Here is a 25,135-nt window from a genome sequence, read left to right as displayed (position 1 = left end):
CAAGCAAAGTTTTAACGGTTTTTTAGCGTAGTTTTAAAAATTAAAAAATACTTTGGTATACAGTATACAGTATACAGTATACAAGGAGCTAATTGCCTTTATTTTATTAGATATTGGCTTTTCAATTAATTCGTAACACTTATGAAAAACACAAAAATAATTATTGGTTTAACGTTGAGTATATTGCTATTTTCCTGTGCTACAAATCCATTTACAGGTAAGCAAACCTTAGCCTTGGTGCCCAATTCACAAATTCTCCCCATGGCTTTTCAACAATACGATCAATTTTTAAATGAAAATAAAGTAGTGACTGGTACCACCGAAGCTACCATGGTTAAAAATGTAGGTCAAAAAATTTCAAAGGCAGCAGAGCGCTGGTTGAATGCAAATGGCTACCAGGGCTATTTAGATGATTACCGCTGGGAGTATAATTTAGTTCAGGATAAAAGTGTTAATGCGTGGTGTATGCCAGGTGGTAAAATAGTTTTTTACACCGGGATTATGCCTATAGCAAAGAATGAAGCTGGGGTCGCAGCTATTATGGGTCACGAAGTGGCTCATGCTTTAGCGAATCACGGACAACAACGTATGAGTGCTGCACAATTACAGCAGGTTGCAGGTGCAGCTACTGCGGTGGCTACATCTAATAAAAGCGAAGAAACACAACAAATCATCGGTACAGCATTTGGACTGGGTAGTCAGCTTGGTGTAATGCTTCCTTTTAGTAGAAGTCATGAAACTGAAGCCGATCGTATCGGAATACAATTGATGGCTATCGCAGGATATAACCCTGATGAAGCAGCAGAGCTTTGGAAACGAATGAAAGCGAATAGTGGGGGACAAGCACCGCCAGAGTTTATGAGTACACACCCTTCTAATGATACCAGGATCGCTAACTTACAAGCTTGGGCCCCTGCGGCAAAAGCAGAAGCTAAGAAATTCGGGGTGACAAGCTTTAAATAATTGTAAACTTTCTTTCTTTAAAAAGATTATACCTATTTTTAAAAGCTGTTTTAGCTAAGGCTAGAGCAGCTTTTAATTTATATCGACAGCTATGCAACCACTACCTAAAGGTCATCGCAAATTACTTAATGCCTGGGCATTTTACGATTGGGCCAACTCTGTTTATAGTTTAACTATTGTTTCTGCGGTTTTCCCCATTTTTTATGGAATTATTTTCGATAAAGGTGAAACCATTTCGGTACTCGGCTTTGACATTAGAAGTACACCACTGATAAACTACGCCACTGCAATAGGGTTTTGTATTGTAGCGTTTAGTTCTCCTATTTTATCCGGTATTGCCGATTATATTGGTAACAAAAAGGTTTTTATGAAGTTCTTTAACTACCTAGGTGCTTCCTGTTGTGTAGGCCTATACTGGTTTAGTAAAGACCATATTTATTTCAGTTTGGTTTTATACATATTTGCGTTAGTAGGATTTTGGGGTAGTATAGTTTTTTATAATTCCTATTTACCGGATATAGCCTATCCAGAGCAACACGATAAAGTTAGTGCAAAGGGCTATTCTTTAGGATATATTGGTAGTGTTTTATTATTGCTTTTCAACCTGGGAATGGTGATGTTTCCAAGCTATTTTGGATTAGGAGAAGGAGGAGAAGCCTCTCTCAAAGGAATGCGGTTTTCTTTTATATTAGTCGGTATATGGTGGATAGCATTTAGTCAATATACCTATTACTATTTACCCAAAGGCTATAGTAAAGGCCACAAAGTAACCAAAGATGTGTTGTTTAAAGGGTTCCGTGAATTAAAACAAGTGCAACATGCACTGTCTGAAAATAAACAGCTAAAACGATACTTGGTAGCCTTCTTTGTGTATAGTATGGCAGTTCAAACCGTAATGTTGGTGGCTACCTATTTTGGTGAACAAGAAATTAATTGGGGAGATAATGACCAAAAGACGATAGGGCTCATTTTAAGTATTTTAATCATACAAATTGTAGCTGTACTGGGAGCGATAATAACTTCGCGTTTATCAGAGAAATTCGGAAACGTTTTAACCTTAATTGGTATAAACTTGATATGGGTTTGTATTTGTATTTATGCCTATTTTATCACTGAGTCCCTGCAATTTTATATTGCAGCAGGAGTAGTAGGCTTGGTTATGGGCGGTATCCAGTCCTTATCAAGATCAACCTATGCCAAGTTTTTACCAGAAACTGAGGACACCACCTCCTTTTTCAGTTTTTATGATGTAGCAGAAAAGATCGGAATTATTATCGGTATGATCATTTATGCTACAGTTGATGTAATTACAGGCAGTATGCGCAATGCAGTGCTGTTTCTGGTTGTGTTTTTTGCCATAGGTATCGTCTTACTATTTAGAGTTCCTAGATGGAAAAAACCAAACAATTAAAGTAAATCAGTCAATTTTAAGAGCATTTGAGTACTCCGAACTTCTAACCTTCTACTATATTAAAGGTTAAAGGTAAAATAGTACGTAGGGTAGTAGATATTTATGATTTATTTACGACAAGGTAATCCGAAATATATAGACATTTACTACGTTATCTATTGAACTAACGACTAGCTTATTTTAAAAAACCAAAACATGAAGAAAATCATTTTAATTGCAGTGATAGCCCTACTTGCATCCTGCAATACCACTCAGCAAACTATTATTGCTGCTAAAAAAACTCTAAAAGGCGAATGGTCACTGGATAATATTACCTATAACCGATCTGGTATTTTTGAGGTAAACTTATATGACGATGCCTCCGCAGAGTGTTTTACCGGTTCCACCTGGAAATTCATCCCCAATAATAATACCGGTACATATAATATCAACACAGATCAATGTACTTCAACGGGATTAAGAAATTTTAGATTTACGATTCCAGAACCCAATGCAGCAGGGGAGTATAGTTTTATGTTTAAGCCCATAGACGAGAAAAAGAGAAGTACTAATAATAATAAAGGGTATCGAATGTCATTAATACATCTTGATGATACGACCATGACCTGGACACAATCAGTAATGTTAGAGGGAGAGCCTTTTGTGATTACTATGAACTTCAATAAACTACAATAAATAACTCAAATCTAAGATAGAATGAAAACACAACTTAAAAAAAGTATAGTAGTACTAGTATCCATTGCATTTTTATTGAGCTGTGATGCTGTTAAAAATGCAAATAACACACAAAAAGGAGCCGTAATTGGTACCACTGCAGGAGCTGTATTGGGCGGTGTAATTGGTAATAATGTTGGGGATGGTAACACCGCATTGGGTGCAGTGATCGGTGGTGTTGTTGGCGGTGTAGCCGGTGGCCTGATTGGTAAGAAAATGGATAAACAAGCACAAAAAATAGAAGAAGAAATTCCAGGAGCTGAAGTAACCCGAGTTGGTGAAGGTATTGGAATTACTTTCGACGAAAATAGCGGAGTATTTTTTGATACCAATAAATCAAACATCAATGCCAGGTCTCAACAAAACCTGGATAAACTCATCGGTATATTTAAAGAATATCCAAATACCAATATTATTGTAGACGGTCATACGGATAGTACCGGAGACGACGCCTATAATATGGAGCTATCCAAAAAAAGAGCTACCTCTGTTACAAATTATTTAATTCAAAATGGTATAAGTAGTGGTAGATTAACTACGTATTGGCACGGTGAAACTTTACCAAGGTATGATAATTCAACGCCTGAGGGTCGAGCTAAGAACAGAAGAGTAGAAATTGGAGTAGTGGCTAATGAAGCGATGAAACAAGAAGCCCTAAAAGAAGCACAAAAACAATAAATAGTGATCCACTAATTTTGTAATAAAATCCCGAGTCATTCGGGATTTTTTATTTGTATATTGGGCTATGCACAAATCTGATATTCTTATTATAGGTGGTGGATTAGCAGGGCTAACAACAGCAATTCACTTATCAAAATCGGGTCTTAAGGTTACCCTTATTGAAAAAGATAGCTATCCCAGGCATAAAGTGTGTGGCGAATATATATCCAATGAAGTACGTGCCTATTTAAAATTTCTTAATCTCGATATTGATGCTTTAGACCCTGTAAACATTGATCAGCTTGAAATTAGTACACAATCGGGTAAACTACTCAAAAGTAATTTACCGCTTGGAGGTTTTGGCATTAGCCGATATACTTTGGATCACTATCTGTGGAATAAGGCTGAGGAAAATAAGGTGCAATTAATTGTAGATACGGTTACTGATGTATATTTTAATGATTCAGTTTTTACGGTTTCAACCCTAACTAAAAAACGTTTTAAGGCTATTTATGTTATAGGAGCACAGGGCAAAAGATCAAATTTGGATAAGCACTGGGATCGCAAGTTTATGAAGAAAAAATCACCTTGGTTGGGTATCAAAATGCATTACCGAGGAAATTTTGATACTCAGAAAGTAGCTTTGCATAATTTTAAAGGCGGCTACTGTGGGATTTCTAAGGTAGAACGTGGGATTATCAATGTATGCTATTTAGTAAAATACAGTAGTTTTAAGAAATACAAGGACATTGACGCCTTCCAGGAACACGTATTGGCAAATAATTATCACCTCAAATCATTTTTTGAACAAGCATCTCCCGTATTAGACCAATATTGTACTATTAGTCAAATTAGTTTTGAACGTAAAGTACCCTATGAAAATAACATTTTTATGATCGGGGACGCTGCAGGATTAATCCATCCATTATGTGGTAATGGAATGGCCATGGCTATCGAAAGTTCAAGACTATTGGCTACCTTAATTGTTAGCAACAAACAAGATCTAATAGCCAACCGATCTAAAATCGCTAAGGCTTATGAAAAATCTTGGAACGCAAACTTTAAAAGACGTTTGCGCTTTGGTAGAGTTTTGCAATACATACTTTTGAATGAAACTCTGCAGCAGTTAGCCTATGGTATTGCTAAATGGTTACCTTTTTTAGTGCCTAAAATTATTAAGAAAACCCACGGAAAACCTTCTTTATGCTAGTAAACACCACTTATCGTACTTCCAAAAGCGAAATTTTAGATGATTTTGAATTACAAGGAGAGGAACTTAATGTTTCACTGCAGGATATTGCGAGAGTCAATAAATGGCTAGGAGGTAATGCAGTGACCTTATCAGGAATTGAAGAGTTACTGAATAACTTTCCGAAGGAAAAAACAGTAACCATTGTAGACATAGGATGTGGTAACGGAGATATGCTTCGCGAAATCGCCAATCATTTTGAAAAAAAGGACAGAAAACTTGAATTAATAGGTATAGATGCCAATGCAAACACCATACAACAAGCTGAAGCCTTATCGCAATCATACCCAAATATTAGCTATAAAACTATTGATATTTTTGGAGCAGCTTTTTTACAACTGAATTATGACATAGGCCTCTGCACCCTAACATTGCATCATTTTAAAGATCAACAAATTACTGAGATGATACCGTTATTTACCAAGCAATCCAATCTTGGTGTGGTTATTAATGATTTACATCGAAGCAAATGGGCTTATTATTTATTTAAAATAGTAAGTAGTATATTTATCAAAAGCGAAATCGCTAGACACGATGGGCTAATTTCGATTTTAAGAGGATTTAAAAAAGACGAATTAAAGGCGTGGGCTAAAACTATTGAGGCGCAATCCTCGATAAAATGGAAATGGGCTTTTAGATACCAATGGATAATTAAAAAATAAAATTAAAATACACTAACACAACACAAATTTGGGGGTAACGATTACTGGTGTAGCGAAAGAGCTACCAAAATATACAAGAGAAACAAAAGATATTCTTCCTTTTGTCGATCAGTGGCTATCCGGACAGGAGGATAGATATCGCAGAAAAGTGCTTAAAATTTTTGAAAATGCTGCTGTAGATAAACGTTACGGTATCATGGATATTGAGGAAGTGTTTACTGCAACTTCTTTTGAAGATAAAAATGATATCTATATCAGAGAAGTTAAGAAACTCGGCACTGCGGTCTTACAAAAAGCTTTAGAAGATACCCAATGGGCTCCGGATAGCTTAGATTATATCATTACGGTGAGTTGTACTGGTATTATGATCCCTTCGTTAGACGCTTATCTTATCAACGAATTAGGTTTACGGCAGGACATTGTACGGTTACCAGTTACCGAAATGGGTTGTGCAGCAGGGATATCTGGGATCATATATGCCAAGCAGTTCTTAGCAGCGAATCCTGGTAAAAGAGCTGCTGTAATTGCTATCGAAGCTCCTACAGCTACTTTTCAAATGGATGATTTTAGTATGGTCAATATGGTGAGTGCTGCGATATTTGGGGATGGAGCGGCTTGTACCCTCCTTAGTTCCGAAGAAGATGCAGTTGGCCCAAAGATACTAGGGGAGCAGATGTATCACTTTTATGATGCTATACATATGATGGGCTTTAAACTAACCAACGGTGGATTACAAATGGTTTTAGATCAAGAAGTGCCAGATAAAATAGCAGAACACTTTCCAAATATCATTAATCCTTTTCTTGCAAATTACAACAAGACGATTGAAGATGTAGATCATCTCATCTTTCACCCTGGTGGTAAAAAAATAGTACAAACCGTAGAATCCCTTTTTGGCGAGTTAGGTAAAAATATTGACGCTACCAAATCAGTGCTCAAAGAGTATGGAAATATGAGTAGCGCCACGGTATTATATGTACTCGATGAAATTATGAAAACCAATCCTCGAAAAGGGGATTTGGGATTAATGCTGAGCTTTGGCCCTGGGTTTTCTGCCCAACGGGTATTACTAGCTTGGTAAAGGAAATAGCAAATGAAAGAATTCAACACAGACCAATACGCATTAATACTAGGAGGAAGTAAAGGCTTAGGGGCAGCCACAGCATTAAAACTGGCAACTCACGGTATGAATATCATTATCGTTCACAGAGATCGTCGGGCGGATCAAGAAGAGATTGATCGAAACTTCGCAGCCATTCGAGCGCAAGGTGTATCCTTATTAACTTATAATATAGATCTTCTTAATACCCAAAAAAGATTGGATACTATAACGACTATCAAAGCTCAAATCGGACCAAAGAAACTAAAATCCTTAATCCATAGTATAGCTAAAGGCAACTTAAAACCTATGATCGGGTCAAACGCCTCCTTAAAAAATGATGATTTCCATTTGACCATAGATGCTATGTCCATAAGTTTATATGATTGGGTTAAAACTTGTTTTGACCAAGAGATGTTTGCAGAAGACACAAGAATATTGGCTTTTAGTAGTGAGGGTAGCTCAAAAGCCTGGCCCAATTATGCAGCAGTTTCAGCCGCTAAAGCCTCACTTGAAGCTATTGTTAGAAATATCGCACTAGAGTTTGCTACTCATAATATTAAAGCCAATTGTTTACAACCCGGAGCGGTAGATACCGCTTCATTGCGCATGATCCCAGGTTTTGAGTCCATCATAAAACATAGTATAGAAAGAAACCCGTATAACCGCTTAACCACCCCACAGGATGTAGCAAATGTTGTATATTTATTATGTAAAGATGAGGCGGCTTGGATTAATGGTTGTTTAATCCCTGTAAATGGCGGTGAGCATATTAACTAATACGCCTCATCTAAGCAAAGCACTAAGCTATTTTTATAGTAGGAAAATTAGCTTATAACGGGAACAAATTAAAACCAACACACATTGAATAAAACTCAGATTCTTAAATTATTACCCTACGACAAACCCTTTTTATTTGTAGATAAAATTGTTAAGGTAGATGATTCAGGTATCATAGGAAAATATACATTTACCGAAGACGAATTCTTTTATCCAGGTCACTTTAAAAATAACCCCATAACTCCAGGGGTAATTTTAACGGAATGCATGGCGCAAATAGGATTAGCCTGTTTAGGACTCTTTTTGATACGAGATTGGGTAAAGGATAAAGCACCGAATGTCGCTATGACCAGTAATGACATCCATTATTATAAGCCTGTTTTACCTAAAGAAACCGTGGTTGTAACAGCTACTAAAGAATATTTTAGATTCAATAAATTGAAATGCGCAGTAACGATGACCAATGAATCAAATGAGATCGTTGCTAAAGGGACGGTATCAGGAATGGTAATTAAATGAATTGACAGGCTATGAGTTTTCGATACTCCATATTAAAGTTTTTCCTGAAAGTAGCTGGCGAAAAAAAATCCTGGTCAAAGGATCCTATAGATTTTCATAAAAAAAGAAAAGATAATAGACCAGAACCTTCTAAAAAAGCATTGCGAGGCATTATACCCCAACAGTTTCAGGTTTTAGATAGTAAAATCACTGCTTTACAACCTAAAAACAACGATTCCGAGTATCTCTTATTTTATTGTCACGGAGGTGCGTTTATTTACGGTCCTACAGAACATCAGTGGAACAGCGTCTGCAAAATCGTCAAAGAAACACAAACGAATTGTTGGGTAGTGGATTACCCCAAGGCCCCCGAGAATAAAATTATTAGTATTCAAGAAAATATTTGCAAGGCCTATGAAGAAGCTGTGAAGCAGTATGATCCTTCTAAAATTATTTTAATGGGAGATTCAGTGGGCGGAAATTTAGTAACAACTTTGGTTCAAGGGTTGATCAAGGAAAAGGTAGAAGTACCGAATCATTTACTTTTAATCACTCCTCTGATGGATGCTAGTTTATCAAATCCGCGAATTAAAGATATCGATCCTATAGACCCCATTTTAAGTTATCAAGGCGTACGTTCTGCAAAACAAATGTGTGCTGGTGACACTTCATTAACTGACCCGTTGATTTCACCGCTGTATGGAACTTTTGCAGCCTTTCCAAAAATATACCTCTTTATGGCTACCAATGATATTTTAATGCCGGATCAAGAAATATTTATACAAAAAGTAACCGACTCAGCAGGAGAAATCGAAGTAATCAAAGGTGAGGGAATGCCACACATATGGCCTTTTTTGCCCTTTATTCCCGAAGGAAAACGAGCTTTACAACAAATTATAAGTATAATCAAAGCGATCAAAGCATAACGATATGGATAAAAGGAGGGTGGTCATTACTGGATTGGGCGTTGTAGCACCTAATGGAATAGATAAGACAGAATTCACCCAGGCCTTACAGCAAGGTACAAGCGGTATTCAATTCATCCCGGAATTAGCAGATCTTAATTTTTCGTGTCAAATAGCCGGCAAACCGAATATTAGCAAAGATTACTTAAACCATTACTTTAATAAAGTACAGTTACGAGGTTTAGCCGCTACAGGTTTGGAGTATGGTGTGATTGCTGGTAAAGATGCCTGGCAAGATGCTGGTTTGTCCATACCCGAAGAGGAGGAAGACCCGCGTTGGGATACAGGTGTAATATTTGGAACGGGCATTCTGGGTGTAGATAAATTTAGAGAAGCGATCTATAAAGTAGACGAAGGCAATGTGCGCAGACTGGGGAGTAATACAGTCATACAAACAATGGCGAGTGGTATCAGTGCATTTCTAGGCGGTATGCTAGGATGTGGCAATATAGTAACGACGAATTCTTCAGCTTGTAGTACGGGTACGGAAGCGGTTTTAATGGCTTACGATAGAATTGCTTCTGGGCAAGCAGAAATCATACTGGCAGGTAGTACTAGCGATAGCGGGCCCTATGTTTGGGGCGGTTTTGATGCCATGCGGATTTTACCTCATAAGTATAATGATAATCCAATCACAGCTTCCAGACCAATGAGTGCATCCGCCAGTGGTTTTGTTCCCGGAGCAGGAGCAGGGGCTTTAGTTATTGAAAGTTTAGAAAGCGCCTTGAACCGAAAGGCTAACATTTATGCAGAAATAGCAGGAGGTGCAGTAAATAGTGGAGGGCATCGTAATGGTGGAAGTATGACCGCTCCTAATAGCAAAGCAGTTCAACAATGTATCCGTAGCGCTATTGCGCAGGCTAAAATTCATCCAAAAGACATAGACGCCATCAATGGCCACCTAACTGCGACCACCAAAGATCCCGTGGAAATTGAAAATTGGAGCATAGCATTAGAAAGAAATGGGAAAGATTTTCCGTATATCAATTCATTAAAATCGTTAACAGGCCATTGTTTGGCTGCCTCTGGTAGTATCGAGAGCGTGGCCTCGGTATTACAAATTAAAGAAGGCTATATTTTTGGAAACATAAACACGGAAGACCTTCATCCTGAGATTACTACGATGATTCCCAAACAAAAAATTCCCGAAACCACCCTGGCCATTGCACCAAAAATTGTAGCAAAAGCAAGTTTTGGCTTTGGTGATGTCAATGCTTGTGTTATCTTTAAAAAGTATTCGGAATAAAATTAACATATGACTCAAGAGCAATTACTTCAAAAATTAAAAGTTATTATTACACCTTATGTTCAAAATGAAACTGCCTTACAAAACTTGTCAGAGGATACTGATTTTATCAAGGATTTAGAGATTAATTCTGCGAATTTAGTCGATGTAGTCCTTGATGTAGAAGACGAATTTGATGTAGTTATTGAAAATGAGGATATGGAAAAAATGCTTACCGTAAAAGCTTCATTGGATGTCATTCAATCCAAACTCAACGAAAAATGATTGGTAATGATATTGTAGATCTTCAGCTTGCTGCAAAACAAAGTAATATCTATCGCAACGGGTGGCTTTCTAAATTGTTTACAGCAGAAGAATGTCAAACGATTGAAAAAGCAAAGCTTCCCGAAACTATGGTTTGGATACTTTGGAGTCAAAAAGAAGCGGCTTATAAGGCACATCAACGAAAATTTAACCTGACGCCACGTTTTAACCCCAGGTCATTTAGCGTAAACCAGAATACAGTTATCATAGACCATCAGGTTTACTATACTACTACAAGAAGTACATCAACCTATGTGTATACTTTAGCACTAGAGGAAGACAATAAGCAAAATAAGGTAACTACTGCATTTAATGTTACCAAAGACCATTTTATAGCTTGCCTGGCGAAGCAAATAGGGGAGTCACCTAATACGCTTGAGATGGTAAAAAATTCCTATGGAGTTCCTGAACTTTGGGCTAATTCAAACAAGTTAACCATACCTTTTTCTATAACTCATCACGGTAATTATCAAGCATTCGTAGCGTATTGCTAAACTTGTTATCCGGATTACTTATTTTGAAAAGGTAAATAAAAATAGACGGTAAGTTTATTTTTATCATATGCTTTATGAATCTTGATATCAAAATCTGCAGTATTGATCTTGGTTTTACCTACTAAAGTTAGTTCTTCCTTGTTATAGGTAAAGGTTACAATGATTTCCTTTGTAATGCCTTTTATAGTCAAATCTCCGACTACCTTAAATTCGTTATTATCAAAATCCACTACCTGCTTACTTTCAAGATAAATCTTAGGATGTTCATCTTCGTTAAAATATTTCTTCCACATTAAATGTCCATCTCTTAAAAAATTATCAGTATCCAGGGTATTTACCTCTGCAGTACCCTTAAAGACGGAATTTTCAATAGCATTGGGATGAAATTTCACATTTAATTGAAGTCCTTCAATAGTACCATCTGTATCATCGTGTAAGAATAAAAATGAAATCTTGGCATTAATCCTATCAAGGGTTAGGTTTTGCACATCGTCAATCAAAGCATACTTTTCTCTAGAAGTACGTTGCGCTGTTTCTGGTGGAGATACCTGTGCTAATGTTAATTCAGCCACTAAAAAGATACAAAGTAAGAGCGTAATTTTCATTTAAAGGTTTTTTGCATTACACGATTAAGTAAGAAAAGTTAGGTCTGATTCTTTCAAATTTAAGTACTAATTAACACCTATACCTACTAATGGACAAATATTAAAATTTAGATAAAATGTTGTTAACCCAATACTTAGCATTAAAAAAAAGTAATAAATTTAATAGGCAAAGACGTTTAAAAATTTATGAATCCAACAAAACTAATGTATCATGACCAACACAAGAACCACCACAACAAAACGCAGATTTGCCGATTTTCAAAATTCATATCGTAGATCTTCTAATTTTGGCTATGGCTCTAAGAGAGATCATTTTGCTATCGCAGGTAATGGAGAATTATCCTTTACAGAAGATAATACGGCTCAAAACAAGGAAACTTGAAAACTTGATGTAAATCATTGTATTCAGCAATCCGTTAGCTTGCTAAAGGGAAATAAATCGCCTTTGCTTTTGCTAAACCATTTAGGGTCTATTTTTGAATTAAAAATTACGTGATATAAGTAGTATTTTCATAAAATTCGTAGGTGTTTTTTATGATATTAAAAAAAATAAGTCGCATTCTGCAATTAAGCAAAATAGAATTATCAAAACTAAAAGTATTATAGTATTTTAAAAACCAATAGCTTATAATTCATTTTACAAACCTAAAACAACACACAGATGGAAGAAAAACGAGCAGGTACTCCAAAAGAAACAACAGCACCAACACAACAAGACAATAATCCAATTAATCTTAACGTTATTAATAATAACATATTTAGTGATAAAAAAGATAGCATGCCTAAGGCATATAATTTAGGGCTATAATTACATAAATTTTGAAGAAAGAGAGGTCTGTAAAGTATCACCTTCACTTCGCTTTACAACCTCTTTTTTCTTTGCTTTTCATCCACTAGAGTTTCTAGTATTTAGTCTTCAAGCAACGATATTAACGAATATTTTGTATAAGAATACCTTATAATCAGTATCTTACTATGGATATGAAAAAGGTGTTATATTATTTTATTCTAGGTGCAATTTGCGTAAGCTGTTCTTCGACAAAACAAACAGTCGATAGCGCCACTGCTGCTAAGATTCAAACCTTAGTTACTTCTGATCGCTGGACGGTGGAATCCGATTGGGCGTTTCCGCTAACCACAAGTAGTATTAATATCATGTACAATGCCGGACTCATTCCGCCAGGAAGTACTGGAAACCGAATTAATTTAATTGGTAACACCAATTATTTCACTAAAGTAGGGGATAGTATATCCGTTTACATGCCATTTTTTGGAGATCGTCAACTTGGAGGAGGCTATAACAATACCAGTTCAGCCATCACTTTTGAGGGTGCTCCTAAACGCTATGAAGTTAAGAGAAATGAAAAAAAAGCAGTTACTACTATAGAAACCGCATTTACCAGCAAAACGGAATCATATAACGCTATCTTACGCATATATGACAGTGGTATTACCGAAATTATTATCTATGGTAGCCATAGAAGTTCTATGCGATACACAGGTCGGATTAACAAATTAAAAGAACAAGCAGTAACCTCCTTACAGTAGAGATTGACGTTAATTAAAAAAGGCTTGCTCTAATTATTAGATCAAGCCTTTAATATAAAGTTTTATATGTCTGGCATCTATTGCGCTTCCATAGCTTTATCCACTACAATACGACTATCGCGATTTGCCAGTTCCCAGGCTGTATAAAAAACCAATCGTGCACGATTTTCTAGTAAATCATACTGAATTTTATCTGGAGTGTCACTTGGCTTATGGTAATCAGCGTGTGTGCCATTAAAGTAGAAAATCACCGGAATGTTATTCTTTGCGAAGTTGTAATGATCAGAGCGGTAGTAAAAACGATTCGGATCATTTTCATCATTAAACGTATAATCCAATTCAATATTAGTATATTTTTTATTTACCGCTTCGGAGATTTCGTGTAATTCGGTACTTAATTTATCACTACCGATAAGATATACATAGTTTCTGTTATCACTTTTACGATTAGGATCCGTACGGCCAATCATATCAATATTCAGATTGGCAATGGTTTGATCCAAAGGAAAAATAGGAGCTACATCTGTATAATACTTAGAACCTAATAATCCTTTTTCTTCACCAGTAACGTTAAGGAATAAAATAGATCTTTTTGGTCCCTTACCATCCTTAACAGCTTTAGAAAATGCTTCTGCAATTTCTAAAACAGCCACGGTTCCAGAACCATCGTCATCAGCACCATTGTACACTTCGCCATCTTTCACACCTTCGTGATCCAAGTGCGCAGAAATTACAATAATTTCCTCTGGTTTTTCTGAACCTTTGATAAATGCAGCCACATTTTCTGAAGCTAATGATTCTACATTATTGGTAAAGTCCATAGTAATCTTAGTATCTATGGCTTCAGCAGTATCATTTTTTTCGATATCGCTTAAAAGGGTAGTGGCAACATTCGTATTGATAAAGAAGAAATACGAATCTTCCATATCATTAGCTAGCGTCATACTACCAGAATCACGACCAAACCAGGCTGCAATTTGTGGATACATTTGTGGGCTGTAGAATAATATCGCTTTAGCGCCTTTATTCATGGCTACCTCGCGTTTTGCTCTAAATTCCTGTCTTGGGTTAGACCATTTAGACATTTCTGTAGTACCAGATATTACATTCGTACCGTCTTCCTTTTTAGGCTCGCCATATTTTATCAATACCACTTTATCGGTTACATCCATATCACCATAGCTAGAATAGCTATCCGTTTCAATACCGTGAGCCACGTATACAATTTGGTCCGCAGTTATCTTTCCGGTTTTACTAGCACTAGCGGATACAAAATCTTCCACGTAGGTAAAAGACTTATCCTGTACTGAAAAAGTAACGGTAGGTAGTTTTAAAATGTTTAAAGGTACGTTTTGAAAATAATCTCCATTATCCTGGGCTGCGGGAATTCCGTACGATTCGTAATTCTCTTTTAAGAAATTTACCGCCTTTTTCTGACCCGGTTGACCGGTTTCACGACCCTGAAACTCATCAGAAGCGTAGGTATATAAAGCAGTTTTAAGATCCTCAGACGTAATAGTTTGTGCATATTGCTCAGGACCAACTGTAGTTTTTGTTTGTGACTGTTGTGCAGTCGTACTTTTTTGGGTGGTACCACATGCTACTAAAAGAAGCGATGTACATACTAATAAATAAGCTTTTTTCATGAATTATGTTGTGAATTTTGATTCGTAAAAGTAACAGAAAAAAGTAACCTAAGCTGTTAAGCCGGTGCAAAAAATTGAAATTTATAAGCAAAACCAAGGGCTAACAACTTAAAAGAGGCTAAATTGTTAGTTTAACCTCTTGTACTTCTATGGTCGTAACTATAGATTACTAATCAAACCACAATATAGAATTTACCTTATTTGGATATGCAGCCCGCAATAACGAAAATGCTAATCCTGCTGTACCGGTAAATAAAGCGGCTGTTAAATTACAGTAATGACTTCTTGGAGATTGAAGTGATATCAATGCCACGGCTTCATCTTTGTAGGCTTCCGTATGTGCTGAGGGACAAATTTGATGTAAAGTAATCATCGTATCTACCAATCCTGCTGACCCACAACACAATCCTGGTGCGGCTTCTGTAAAAATATCTGCAGGTTTTGCATCCAATGCTTTTTTGACAAAGGGATCCTCTTTAAAGGGGAGCTCTAGTGCATTGTATATAGCCAATCGTGCTAACAAACCGCCAGAACGACCATTACACCAAGTCCAGGTACTACTTTGTTCATTTTCTACATCCGCAACACGAGCGTCAATCCAGCCATCTTCTTTAGTATCCCAAAATGAATTATCATAGCGTAAGGCTTCTAAAATAAGGTGTTTGGCCTTTTCGTCTTTTGAAATTACATACCATCTGGATAAAGCCATAGCAATACCAGAGGTACCGTGACTCATATTGGGCAAGGAATGTCCATCGAGGACTTTCCAGCAACTACCTTTTTCTAAATGCTGCGCACTCTTGATGAGCGTATTGGCAATCGTGTCCATAATGGACTTGATCTTTGGATTTGGTCTGCGTTTATATATGGCAGTTAAGGCCAGTAATAATCCGCTTTTTCCGTGGAGTACTTCATCCAACACATCAATAGATAATACATACTTCGAATGTTCAATCGCTAATTCCACTGCTTTATCTAATATAGTTTGATCCTGGGTAGCCTCAGCAATCCGAAGCATGGCGTATATTAATCCGCCCAGCCCTCTGGCCATACCTGCTCCACGTTCGATACAGGCTGGTTTTTCACCGTTTAGTATAGGATTAAGAATTGCCTTGGCTAATCCCAGCCACGCGTCATTAGCCGCTAATTTTCCCGCTTCTGCAATGGCTACGGCTGTACCCAAAGCTCCGTCATAAAACGCCTCACGATCTGCATGCACCATAGTACTGCCATAACCCGGCGCATAGGCAGTGTAGGTCCAAAAAGGATCATCTTGATTATAACCCGTAGCATCCACAATTGATTGAATAATATCATAAGCATGCTGTGCCTGCCATTGCGGTACAGTACTTTTATGTTTGGTTTCCGCTACAGATTTGGTCCGATCGATTAATTTTTCGCGAATGGTAACCAATTGCAATTGCAAATCCAAAGCATTCAAACGCTCATAGCGTTCTTTTGCTAATTGTACAGGAGAAAACATCAAAGGGGTGTCATAAGCTTGTGAACCATCAGACTGAACTTCAAATCTGGGAATATCTCCATCCAATAGGTTTTCAATTTCGTGTGCGGTGATATTATCTAAACTATCTAAGCGCATTTTACCTAGAAGCTGTAAATCGGAAGCGATCTTTTCTGCTCGGGCTTTTTTAGAAGTTAATAACTGCGGGCTTATCGATCTAAAATATAGCAAGGCATAATGCATAGTTGGACGCACTAATAGTCGGAGATGAAGTCCCGATAATTGTGCTAATAATTGTTTTTCATTTAGTAAATAGGCACGTTTGTCAACTAAAAAGGTATGCGTTTTGGCAAAGCCTTCTTCAATAGCATCAATATGATCCACTGGTAATTGTGGTTCATCGTATAAATGCGGTAGGTTCGGAAAAGCAGAAGCTTTTATCGTTATTTCTTCCATTTGCAAATGATCAGATCCGATACCGCAGGGCACAAATTCTTTCATCGGTTTCAAGGCAAAAGGGTAGAGGGCACCCACCAAATAGTCCTCGTAGGCATCTTCTTCTTCATTAAGCTTAGACAGCATACTATGTGGCAAAATACCAATATCCATCACCGACTCCTTAGAGTCGATATCTTCCAGGGAGATACTTTTGTCTAATTTTAAACGATTTTCGCCTTGCTCAGAGTGTGACAACACACATCTAAAAAGTGGCTCAGCGTCAATAACCACAGGACCGTGTTCGCCGACAATAATGTTTTCGTGATGCAGGTCATAGGTGCCAAAGGCGTGTGCAATGGCCATGATAGCTCCATATTGTTCAAAACAATCTTCAATAGGTTGCTGTGCGGTATGCGAAGTCGTAGCAATAAATTCCATAAAGCCATAATCCTGATACCGTAGTATTTTAGGGAGGTATAGCGAATAGGGAAGACCGTTATCCATCAAATTGGCTACCAAAACATTCCAGCCGTATTCACCATCCAGAGATCTAGGTTTGTATACCACTTTTTGAGCCCCAAAATGTAGAATAGCCGCCGTACGGCCATTATGGTGTGGGTCCGAAATTCCAAAAGTTACACTGGTAAGATCTCGCAATTGCACTGGAGCAGCCAATAATTTCTCACCAATAGTGTTGGCATGTGCGCTGATACGCGTTAATAGTTCTATGGATGCTGCTAACCAGTTGGTTCTAAACTGATGTACTAAACGCATCAATTCTGGGTAGGGATTTTGCTCAGAAAAGATACCTTGTTGTTGTTCCCATTCCATATAGGCATCCAGCTTATGACGCGTTGCGCCCGGAGTAGCATTGCCAGGAGCAGACCGCTTAGGTCGCCACAATGGATATAAGGTTAAGAAATAACTAGAATAGCGTTGTACCAATAAGGTATTGGTGGATCGCGCAATGATACGCGTGTACCATCCGATAAGATCGTCAAAAACCTTAGGATTTATATGTAATTGATTTTTATAGAGTGCCGCACTGAGTTCTTCTTTAGCCTGATCTACATCAGGTTGCCACAATTCGGGCATAACCAGGGTAGCGTTGAGTGTTTCTGCTAGTTCGTAATCATAGGATTGTTTGGGTTTGGGAGTGGGTTTAAGCGTAGCTTCCATAGGAGTGTGTATAAAATTAGTGTAAAGGCAGCACTTCATTACTGAAGCACCACCTTTAAAAATACTAGTGTAGTATGTTACTGATTGCTTATGCGCAAGTTAATGACGCCAAAGAACCAATACATATCGGTGTGGTTGTTGTACAGGTTGTACACCAGGTCGTACCACTTTTGTCACGCGCAGATTTCTCTAATGCAGCATTGGATAAATCATTACCACGATATTGTGGTATGCTAATGTTATACGTATCTGCAGTATCTTCGTTTACTTTGATCTTAAGACCATCAGGCACATCTACGCCGTGTTTTTCTAGTACACTTTTGGGGTCGCTAAGAAATTGTTTTCTAAAGTTTTCATCCACACCACATTCGATGCGAATCTTATCCAGGTCTGACAGGGCACTTGTTTTTCCCCATTTACTAGACTTTAAATTTGAAGTTGACATAATTTTAGGTTTTAAAAATGAATATTGATCTGTGTATTGCAATAACAGTTGGTAATATTACTGATATCAAAGGTGAAAATTTAAGGTCTTAATAACTAGGGGTATATGTACCTGTTTTACAAGTTCTATTTTACATAATATAAATTATAGAACAAATATAGTTATTACGGCAGATTGACGGATGCTTGCATTTTACATAATTGCAGATATAACAACACGCAGTGTTATATATCGATAGTAATTATGTAAAAGTCAATTTGCGATGTATATTGATACATTAACTCGTATGCTGTTCTAAATGCCAAAGCTGATTTTGCGACATGCCAGAGTTTCATATCGATTCCCAACCACATCATCTCGCAGATACAATAAATTGATTCACTGGATCAATTTATTGAACTCGTGTAAAAGTTTTATGCCTTTATTATTATTATTATTGGCAGTTACTTACATCATATATAAGTACAGTAATCCTAAAACCAAGTGTTTCATATCAATTCCTATCCTAATTACATTTTCTCACAGAATTAAAAAAATGATGTAAAGGATTAAAAAACACCAAAAATGAAACCCTCACATAAATCGAATATTCCGTACCATTGTCCAGAAAATTTCAAATACGCGATTCTCAGCGAGGTCAATATTGTATTAGATGAGTCCAAGAATGTTTTCGCTTTACTCAGCGATTAGGATTTAAGGGGTTAAAAGTTCAGCATACTATGCTTTTCTACATGTTGGTTGCTATTTTACATAATTATTTTATTTAAGTTTTTTAAAGCTTATATTTTTTGCTCTTCCTGTAGATAGCCTAAACCTATTTTTAGATGCTGTAAATGACAATATTAGATATGGTCCTACTTTAACAACATTATTCATTATAGGAACCAATCTTTCTACAAATTCATCTTTTATATATAATCTCAGTTCATTATCAACGTGGTTAATTACGTAGTAGCTATCAAGCTCTTTGCTATAATACGTGCCAGTGTAGCTAGAAAAGTCAGATGTGCTAAAAGATGCTTGTGGGGTGTATTTTTTAAATACCATCGGCGTATCATCACCAATATTCAATACAAATGTAGCTTCGCTGGTATTCTTAAATTGTAAAGTAATCGCAGGTGTATAGCCTGGCCACAAAAATTTACCTTTAGCAACAGCCAACATTTTAGTAGCACTACCATCATCACGTACATAGCATAAGGTATCATTGATTATTCGAAGCGTTCTGCTAATTCCCTCCCTGGCATTCCAATACCTACCCTCAAACTTTTTAAGCTCCTTATGTGGCAAATTAAGGATTGATTTTTTCTTGGTCATTGTTGGATTCGATTGTTCACCTGTATTTTTCGCGGGTAGGTACTCCTTTTCTAAAAATATATCTGCTATCTCATATGCCATCTCCGTTGGACGTGCGTCAGATCGATTGGCAAGTATTATGACTGAAAAATGTTGTTCAGGAAAACGAAGCATCTCAGCTCTGTAGCCGGCCATAGCGCCACCATGCTGTATAACTTTTAATCCTTTATATTGATTGATATCTAATCCTGAAGCATACGTGAGTTTTTGCCCATTATGTAAACGCCCAACATTAGTCATTACTTTCCAAAATTCCTGATCTAGAATAGTATCGGTATAAAAAGCATCGTCCCATTTCTTTAAATCAAGAATAGTAGTGAAAACTCCCCCATCCCCTACCATATTTAATGTAGTTGTGTTAATCAAAAATTCATCATCTTTAGTGGGGCTATACCCAATAGCACGATTTTTTACAATATGTTTATGATTGTCATGAAAATGGGTGTTTTCCATTTGTAACGGCTCAAAAATATTCTTCTTTGCAAACGCTGATAAGGACTCACCACTGACTAGTTTAACGATTTGGCCCAAAAGCCAATATCCTGAATTACTGTATACATAAGCCTCACCCGGTGTAAAGTTCAACGCTTGTTGACGGGATAACCAGTTATATATAGTCTTGTCCGTATAATGATCTTCATCCTTAAACCCTGCTAAATTAGCAAGTGTCAAATAGTCCCTAATACCGCTGGTATGGTTTAACAGATGGCGGATGGTAATGGTGTTTGCATAATCCGGAAAATCAGGAAAGTATTTGATGAGCTTGTCCTCCAGCGATAGCTTATTTTGCTGTGCCAGTAGTACAATACAAGCGGCGGTAAATTGCTTTGATGTTGAGGCAATACGAAAAACAGTTTGGGGACTGTTAGGTATATCATAATCCAGATTTGCAGCACCATATCCTTTTGCAAAGATGAGTTGACTATCTTTGATGATACCCACCGCAGCACCAGGTACTTTTGTACGGTTCCAGGGTGCAAAAATAGCATCTATGCTTGTTTGTTGTGTAGTTGATAATTGCGCCCGAACGTTTAACCAGCTCAAGACGAAAACAAAAAGTAATAAGGTGTATTTCATAAAATGATGCGTTTAGTTTAACCAAAGATCAAACTTCATCAAATGCCCGGTAGTATTGAAGAATAACGACCCGACATTATGCCGAAAAAAAGGCGACACCAATTATACAATGCTGTAATTTAGCTTAATACGAAGTTGTTTATTTTTATCAATTTCAAATGCATTGCGTAGCACAATAATAATATTGATAAGGATGCAACCCAATAATACAGATAAGGTTAGTTGCTTATGTAATGAAAATGCATTCTGAAGCGTTTGAACCATAAAAAATACTATTACTATAGCTAAGATCCATAGGATTTGAATAGAAACAATTTGTTTCGTTATCTCATTTTTTTCTTTTTTAGCGTGCATGATCACTAAAGGTACTACAATGTTTGCCAAAGGAATAAAGAATACTAAAGAAGCTAAGTTGATCACCTTAATAAGCGGGTAATTGTAAGATGGTTCCACTGCTGTAGCATCTTTTAACTCAGAAGGGTTAACATTTAAAGCCTGAGCGATTACTTTTAGGGTATGACCTTTAAGCTCTGCACCAGCCTCAATACGTTGTATAGTCCTTACGGACACCCCTGATTTATCAGAAAGCTCATCCTGAGTATAATTTAGTTTTTTTCGGTATTCTAAAAGTTTAGACATTTATTATCCCAAATGTTTTTATGTATAGTAGTACCCCGTTAAAAAAACTTGATAGTTCAACACTTTGTTACGGTGTTCAATTTATATATTTTAAGCACCATGCACAAGTGCTAATTTTAAAGGTTCAGAATATTTCAAATACGCGATTCAAAGGTTTTAAGAAAAGTCTCTGGATCAAATGAATTACTATGCATTTGCTATAGTTTAGAGAGCATACAATTGAAAATCCAACAGATATCTGATTTCTGCGCGAACGAGTTGGTATTTTATTGATTTGTAATACTTTTTTATCAATAGTAATTTGAAGTATCTCCCAGTTCTATTAATTCCATCTTCGGAGAATCAATTTATCCCCTTTTTGGTTTAAAATGTTTGAATGGATTTTATGAATTTCTATTTTACATAATATTTAAAACCACGTTTCTTAGAGATTCTGATTTAAATTTTTAGGTATTTCAATGGACCTCTTATGCTTTTACTACTGAATCTTATACCCCACAATCAGTGGCGGACGATCATAAGTACCCATTTGTCCTGCTTTACTTAAGCACAGATATAACATCCCTGATCCAGAATCAAATGTGGCTCCGATAATACTGTGCTCCCCTTGCTCATCAAAAGGTACCGAAAATCGACCGTAGGCATAAGGACGCGGATCCCAAACATTCTCTGCATTTAAGATATCATCTAGATCAAAAAACCAGTAGTAATTGTAGTAATCAGCTGCTTGATAAGCACAATACCCTCCACATTCGTTGCCATTATCCTGAATGATCTTATACCCAATACCACTATCCACGCCTCCACTCGATCCAAACACTGCAAAGGTTCTGGTGCCTGGTATGATAAAACCATAAATCCCTTCGGACAAATAGTTCCAAAGATCTTGTCCAGGGTCATTACTGGGTGGGGTGATATGATTACCATTGGCAAAACTGAAATTTAAGAACGGATTTGTGTTGATAGGCCCTGTGGAGGCTGACGTATTTAATACATCGTTTTCATCAAACGTAAATAAAGAAGGGCCATAACTATACCTGGAGATAATGGAATTCACCGAAGACCATCCTGTTATGTAGGAGGCATTAAAGCTAGCCTGCCACTCCTCTGGGATATAGGATAAATAGCCAGCTGCATTGGCGGCACCATTTAGTTGGTAATAGCCATCAATGGTGGTATTCGTTAGGTCATTGGCATCTCGTAGGACAAGTGTCGTATTTTCGTTAGTACCGCTGGCATCATACCATTTTTCAGCATTGATGATAAGTTGTCCATTTTTATAGAGCATCCCGTTGATGCGATCTACACCAGTGGGATTTGCAACCGCATTAAGAATGGTTGTAAACTCCTGGGTTGGGGCTTCGGAAGCATTAAGTTCGGCAAGCGTTGCCTTGTCCAATAACTCTGGTATCGGAAACTCAGCAATCGCATTTACCTGCTCGTTACCCACTATAAAAAGGGAATGGTTATCAGGATTATACGCTATAGGACCGCTGGAATAATTACTGCTGGAGGCGCCAAAAGTAGCACTTGAAATCCGAAACGCACCTTGATATTGAAAATCAGTAATAGTTACCAATTGAGGATCGTTAGGTGGTGTCGAGCCCTTATTATCGTCATTAGTACAAGAAATAAATACTAAAACGGCAACACATAGGTATACCGTTTTAGATAAGGTATAATGTAACTTCATCATAGTACTTTTGGGTCTGTTGTTAAAGTATAACGCAAGTTTTAACAATATATTTTTTTTAATCCCTTAGTGCTATGAAAACGTAATAAAAAACTTCGGGCTGAATGCTCAGATCCCGAAGTAATTTTAATGGGTACAGTGGATTATTTTTTAATTCCCCATTTCAGCCAACAATACTTTGGCCTCCGCTCCTACTTGGTTTGCACTATCCAGCTGAATGGCTTTGTTTAAGGCCTCAGCAGCTTTTTTCGTTTGTCCTAAAAACATATAGGATTCACCTAAATGCTTATAGGCACTGGCAGATTGAGGATAAAATGCTAAAACGGTAGAAAATAGTTGAATAGAGGCCTGTACTTGTGGTCCACGTCGACTTTGCAACAATAAGTTCCCTAGTTTAATGAGTCCGGTTTCAAAATCAAAAAAAGCATACTGCGGATCCTGAATCATTTTAGGCAATTCTTCTGCCAGTTTTTGGGTTTGACCAGAGGTATACAAGCTCACAATATATTCCAATGGCTTGGGCTTAAAATTAGGGTTGTTAAACGCTAATGCAGCCTCCAATACAGGATCCTGATTGGTCACATATTCCTCAAAGCTCATCTCAACCGGGATACTGGGTGCCATCCATTCTGCATTTTCTAAAGCCGGTTTGTCTTGCCACCATAAATATGATACCGCAATATTTATAGTACTATTTGGCAATATTACGGGTCGATTATCACCCCAAAAGTTAATATTTTCTGCGGTTGGTTCGCCTACAAAAATAGCATTGGTATAGTTATCGATTTCATTCACCAGATTTTGACAAGCCGAAAAGGTTCGTCTTCCTATGATTACAAATAGCTTTCCGGTTTGGTTGATCTCATCCGCTTTAATAAGGGCCTTGATGACCTCTTTATTTAAATAGTTGTTACCACCACCATTTAAGCGTAAATCAATGATTAATTTTTCGGCTCCTTTGGCCGCTACTTCCTTAAGCACCCGATCATAAAACTCCTTTGTACTTTCTTCCGCTTCATTTTTGATTCTACTATGACGTACATACATCGCATTTTCTTTAGACAAATAGGTAGCGAAATACACTTTATCTAACTGCTGTAGATACAAAGGCATAGTAGCTTGTTCTCTAGCGGTTACCCAATTATCATCTTGGTGTACGAAACCACGATGTGTCGGTACATAATCTCCCTTCTCCAAGACTGTAAAGGATTGGGTAAACGTTTTACCATTTTTTTCGAGAGTTAGTTCTATTTCATCCTGCAATGAATCAGTAATGCTTTGAGCGTGTAGAATTTCAGGATAACGAAGGTTATTAATTCCATAAGCCTTAAAATATTGCGAATTCTCTGCCTCTACGGTAGGTTCAATAGCTTTTAGCACTTCAGCAATAGGTTTACCCGCTACAGCAATTACCTTTGCTCCTACCGCATTTGCATATCGCTTATGCGTCCCCTGGATATAAATATCCTCTTTAAATTGATAAAGATTAAAAGGAAACTGCGAAAACTGAATGGCTTTTTGATAAAAGCTAAGGTGCGTATGCCCGTATTCGAATAAAGAAACGATTCGGGCAAGACCTACCTGAATTTCGTGCTCCTGTAAATTAGGAATATCCTGGTAGAGTGCTTCCACTTCGGCATCAAAGGTTTCTTTATTGGTTTTTACGAAAAGAAAAGCATACTCTTTATGTATGGTTTGTTGTAAAAATCGAAGGTCTTCTTGCCATTGTGTGGCTGTCAACGGTTCTTGTGCCGAAAGTGAAGACAGTACAAATAGCTGTAAAATAATGAGTAATCGTATCATGAGTATGTTTTTGTTTTTATAGATAAAAAGGTTGTGGTTCAATTTTATCCTGTGATTAGATTTTGTTTTCTAAGATCAAAACTAGTAGGAAATCAATGTTTTTAGGCTACACCCTCGAGTAGTTTTATAGGGTCGGTTCATCACACATAACCTAAATTTTGTTTTTAGCACTACCCATCGGGGTAGTTTTGTAAAAAAGC

Annotated in this window: 24 protein-coding genes; 16 read left to right on the top strand and 8 right to left on the bottom strand. The window is 37.1% G+C overall.

All coding sequences use genetic code 11. From position 1 onward, the window contains the following. Positions 1-141: 141 nt before the first annotated feature. The 13 genes from EV197_RS11715 to EV197_RS11655 all read left to right on the top strand — a co-directional run bounded on the left by EV197_RS11715 (position 142) and on the right by EV197_RS11655 (position 11,044). Entirely contained in the window at positions 142-963 is an 822-nt protein-coding gene (locus EV197_RS11715; protein ID WP_207224207.1) for a M48 family metallopeptidase, read from the top strand. A 91-nt stretch (positions 964-1,054) separates the two neighbouring features. Then, positions 1,055-2,374: an MFS transporter gene (locus EV197_RS11710; protein WP_130286947.1), complete on the top strand. Its 1,320-nt coding sequence runs from the start codon at positions 1,055-1,057 to the stop codon at positions 2,372-2,374. Between the two features lie 195 nt (positions 2,375-2,569). Continuing rightward, positions 2,570-3,049 (top strand): lipocalin family protein, encoded by a 480-nt coding sequence (locus EV197_RS11705; RefSeq protein WP_130286946.1) that lies wholly within the window; start codon positions 2,570-2,572, stop codon positions 3,047-3,049. Positions 3,050-3,070: 21 nt separating this feature from the next. Continuing rightward, a complete protein-coding gene (locus EV197_RS11700) occupies positions 3,071-3,766 on the top strand; it encodes a YiaD family glycine zipper/OmpA-like lipoprotein (RefSeq protein ID WP_130286945.1) in 696 nt (231 codons plus the stop codon). Between the two features lie 67 nt (positions 3,767-3,833). Further along, a complete protein-coding gene (locus EV197_RS11695; protein WP_130286944.1) occupies positions 3,834-4,958 on the top strand; it encodes an NAD(P)/FAD-dependent oxidoreductase in 1,125 nt (374 codons plus the stop codon). Beyond that, positions 4,952-5,659: a methyltransferase domain-containing protein gene (locus tag EV197_RS11690; RefSeq protein ID WP_130286943.1), complete on the top strand. Its 708-nt coding sequence runs from the start codon at positions 4,952-4,954 to the stop codon at positions 5,657-5,659. Before EV197_RS11695 ends, EV197_RS11690 begins: the two co-directional genes overlap by 7 nt. Before the next feature lie 28 nt (positions 5,660-5,687). Then, complete coding sequence (locus EV197_RS11685) at positions 5,688-6,740, top strand: type III polyketide synthase (protein ID WP_130286942.1); 1,053 nt, start codon at positions 5,688-5,690, stop codon at positions 6,738-6,740. A gap of 12 nt (positions 6,741-6,752) precedes the next feature. After that, positions 6,753-7,538 (top strand): SDR family oxidoreductase, encoded by a 786-nt coding sequence (locus EV197_RS11680; protein ID WP_130286941.1) that lies wholly within the window; start codon positions 6,753-6,755, stop codon positions 7,536-7,538. A gap of 84 nt (positions 7,539-7,622) precedes the next feature. Then, entirely contained in the window at positions 7,623-8,057 is a 435-nt protein-coding gene (locus EV197_RS11675; protein ID WP_130286940.1) for a 3-hydroxyacyl-ACP dehydratase FabZ family protein, read from the top strand. 11 nt (positions 8,058-8,068) lie between these two features. Continuing rightward, complete coding sequence (locus EV197_RS11670) at positions 8,069-8,962, top strand: alpha/beta hydrolase fold domain-containing protein (RefSeq protein ID WP_130286939.1); 894 nt, start codon at positions 8,069-8,071, stop codon at positions 8,960-8,962. Positions 8,963-8,966: 4 nt separating this feature from the next. After that, a complete protein-coding gene (locus EV197_RS11665; protein ID WP_130286938.1) occupies positions 8,967-10,247 on the top strand; it encodes a beta-ketoacyl-[acyl-carrier-protein] synthase family protein in 1,281 nt (426 codons plus the stop codon). Between the two features lie 9 nt (positions 10,248-10,256). After that, positions 10,257-10,511, top strand: coding sequence for an acyl carrier protein (locus EV197_RS11660; RefSeq protein WP_130286937.1), 255 nt, complete (start codon positions 10,257-10,259; stop codon positions 10,509-10,511). Further along, a complete protein-coding gene (locus EV197_RS11655; RefSeq protein WP_130286936.1) occupies positions 10,508-11,044 on the top strand; it encodes a 4'-phosphopantetheinyl transferase family protein in 537 nt (178 codons plus the stop codon). The genes EV197_RS11660 and EV197_RS11655 overlap by 4 nt, the downstream gene beginning before the upstream one ends. 14 nt (positions 11,045-11,058) lie before the next feature. Here EV197_RS11655 and EV197_RS11650 read toward each other — a convergent pair whose 3' ends face one another. Then, a complete protein-coding gene (locus EV197_RS11650; RefSeq protein WP_130286935.1) occupies positions 11,059-11,649 on the bottom strand; it encodes a YceI family protein in 591 nt (196 codons plus the stop codon). A 211-nt stretch (positions 11,650-11,860) separates the two neighbouring features. On the opposite strand from EV197_RS11650, the gene EV197_RS17085 reads away from it, so the two are divergent. The 3 genes from EV197_RS17085 to EV197_RS11645 all read left to right on the top strand — a co-directional run bounded on the left by EV197_RS17085 (position 11,861) and on the right by EV197_RS11645 (position 13,197). Beyond that, the gene (locus EV197_RS17085; RefSeq protein ID WP_165389053.1) at positions 11,861-12,031 is read left to right on the top strand and encodes a hypothetical protein; all 171 of its coding nucleotides are present in this window, start codon (positions 11,861-11,863) and stop codon (positions 12,029-12,031) included. 279 nt (positions 12,032-12,310) lie between these two features. Further along, complete coding sequence (locus tag EV197_RS17080) at positions 12,311-12,457, top strand: hypothetical protein (protein WP_165389052.1); 147 nt, start codon at positions 12,311-12,313, stop codon at positions 12,455-12,457. 167 nt (positions 12,458-12,624) lie between these two features. Continuing rightward, entirely contained in the window at positions 12,625-13,197 is a 573-nt protein-coding gene (locus EV197_RS11645; protein ID WP_130286934.1) for a DUF4251 domain-containing protein, read from the top strand. 77 nt (positions 13,198-13,274) lie between these two features. Here EV197_RS11645 and EV197_RS11640 read toward each other — a convergent pair whose 3' ends face one another. The 7 genes from EV197_RS11640 to EV197_RS11610 all read right to left on the bottom strand — a co-directional run bounded on the left by EV197_RS11640 (position 13,275) and on the right by EV197_RS11610 (position 24,935). Continuing rightward, entirely contained in the window at positions 13,275-14,843 is a 1,569-nt protein-coding gene (locus EV197_RS11640) for a M28 family peptidase (protein WP_130286933.1), read from the bottom strand. A 169-nt stretch (positions 14,844-15,012) separates the two neighbouring features. Next, a complete protein-coding gene (locus EV197_RS11635; RefSeq protein WP_165389051.1) occupies positions 15,013-17,922 on the bottom strand; it encodes a type 2 lanthipeptide synthetase LanM family protein in 2,910 nt (969 codons plus the stop codon). Positions 17,923-18,010: 88 nt separating this feature from the next. Further along, complete coding sequence (locus tag EV197_RS11630) at positions 18,011-18,367, bottom strand: NHLP leader peptide family RiPP precursor (RefSeq protein ID WP_130286931.1); 357 nt, start codon at positions 18,365-18,367, stop codon at positions 18,011-18,013. 759 nt (positions 18,368-19,126) lie between these two features. Beyond that, on the bottom strand, positions 19,127-20,800 hold the full coding sequence (locus EV197_RS11625; protein WP_130286930.1) for a serine hydrolase domain-containing protein: 1,674 nt from the start codon (positions 20,798-20,800) through the stop codon (positions 19,127-19,129). A 102-nt stretch (positions 20,801-20,902) separates the two neighbouring features. After that, the gene (locus tag EV197_RS11620; protein WP_130286929.1) at positions 20,903-21,439 is read right to left on the bottom strand and encodes a helix-turn-helix domain-containing protein; all 537 of its coding nucleotides are present in this window, start codon (positions 21,437-21,439) and stop codon (positions 20,903-20,905) included. Positions 21,440-21,917: 478 nt separating this feature from the next. Further along, complete coding sequence (locus EV197_RS11615; protein ID WP_130286928.1) at positions 21,918-23,135, bottom strand: hypothetical protein; 1,218 nt, start codon at positions 23,133-23,135, stop codon at positions 21,918-21,920. A 147-nt stretch (positions 23,136-23,282) separates the two neighbouring features. Further along, positions 23,283-24,935, bottom strand: coding sequence for a S41 family peptidase (locus EV197_RS11610; protein ID WP_130286927.1), 1,653 nt, complete (start codon positions 24,933-24,935; stop codon positions 23,283-23,285). Positions 24,936-25,135: the final 200 nt, after the last annotated feature.

The sequence above is a fragment of the Aquimarina brevivitae genome, assembly GCF_004216895.1.
GTDB classification, from domain to species: Bacteria; Bacteroidota; Bacteroidia; order Flavobacteriales; family Flavobacteriaceae; genus Aquimarina; species Aquimarina brevivitae.
This window is presented reverse-complemented; position numbering and strand designations above follow the sequence as displayed.

Bases quoted from the DNA above. Each gene is read 5' to 3' on its own strand.
- EV197_RS11640 (WP_130286933.1), bottom strand. From the start codon at position 14,843: ATGAAAAAAGCTTATTTATTAGTATGTACATCGCTTCTTTTAGTAGCA.
- EV197_RS11715 (WP_207224207.1), top strand. From the start codon at position 142: ATGAAAAACACAAAAATAATTATTGGTTTAACGTTGAGTATATTGCTA.
- EV197_RS11635 (WP_165389051.1), bottom strand. From the start codon at position 17,922: ATGGAAGCTACGCTTAAACCCACTCCCAAACCCAAACAATCCTATGAT.
- EV197_RS17085 (WP_165389053.1), top strand. From the start codon at position 11,861: ATGACCAACACAAGAACCACCACAACAAAACGCAGATTTGCCGATTTT.
- EV197_RS11695 (WP_130286944.1), top strand. From the start codon at position 3,834: ATGCACAAATCTGATATTCTTATTATAGGTGGTGGATTAGCAGGGCTA.
- EV197_RS11655 (WP_130286936.1), top strand. From the start codon at position 10,508: ATGATTGGTAATGATATTGTAGATCTTCAGCTTGCTGCAAAACAAAGT.
- EV197_RS11710 (WP_130286947.1), top strand. From the start codon at position 1,055: ATGCAACCACTACCTAAAGGTCATCGCAAATTACTTAATGCCTGGGCA.
- EV197_RS11690 (WP_130286943.1), top strand. From the start codon at position 4,952: ATGCTAGTAAACACCACTTATCGTACTTCCAAAAGCGAAATTTTAGAT.
- EV197_RS17080 (WP_165389052.1), top strand. From the start codon at position 12,311: ATGGAAGAAAAACGAGCAGGTACTCCAAAAGAAACAACAGCACCAACA.
- EV197_RS11650 (WP_130286935.1), bottom strand. From the start codon at position 11,649: ATGAAAATTACGCTCTTACTTTGTATCTTTTTAGTGGCTGAATTAACA.
- EV197_RS11615 (WP_130286928.1), bottom strand. From the start codon at position 23,135: ATGATGAAGTTACATTATACCTTATCTAAAACGGTATACCTATGTGTT.
- EV197_RS11625 (WP_130286930.1), bottom strand. From the start codon at position 20,800: ATGAAATACACCTTATTACTTTTTGTTTTCGTCTTGAGCTGGTTAAAC.
- EV197_RS11630 (WP_130286931.1), bottom strand. From the start codon at position 18,367: ATGTCAACTTCAAATTTAAAGTCTAGTAAATGGGGAAAAACAAGTGCC.
- EV197_RS11660 (WP_130286937.1), top strand. From the start codon at position 10,257: ATGACTCAAGAGCAATTACTTCAAAAATTAAAAGTTATTATTACACCT.
- EV197_RS11680 (WP_130286941.1), top strand. From the start codon at position 6,753: ATGAAAGAATTCAACACAGACCAATACGCATTAATACTAGGAGGAAGT.
- EV197_RS11610 (WP_130286927.1), bottom strand. From the start codon at position 24,935: ATGATACGATTACTCATTATTTTACAGCTATTTGTACTGTCTTCACTT.
- EV197_RS11645 (WP_130286934.1), top strand. From the start codon at position 12,625: ATGGATATGAAAAAGGTGTTATATTATTTTATTCTAGGTGCAATTTGC.
- EV197_RS11705 (WP_130286946.1), top strand. From the start codon at position 2,570: ATGAAGAAAATCATTTTAATTGCAGTGATAGCCCTACTTGCATCCTGC.
- EV197_RS11670 (WP_130286939.1), top strand. From the start codon at position 8,069: ATGAGTTTTCGATACTCCATATTAAAGTTTTTCCTGAAAGTAGCTGGC.
- EV197_RS11620 (WP_130286929.1), bottom strand. From the start codon at position 21,439: ATGTCTAAACTTTTAGAATACCGAAAAAAACTAAATTATACTCAGGAT.
- EV197_RS11700 (WP_130286945.1), top strand. From the start codon at position 3,071: ATGAAAACACAACTTAAAAAAAGTATAGTAGTACTAGTATCCATTGCA.
- EV197_RS11665 (WP_130286938.1), top strand. From the start codon at position 8,967: ATGGATAAAAGGAGGGTGGTCATTACTGGATTGGGCGTTGTAGCACCT.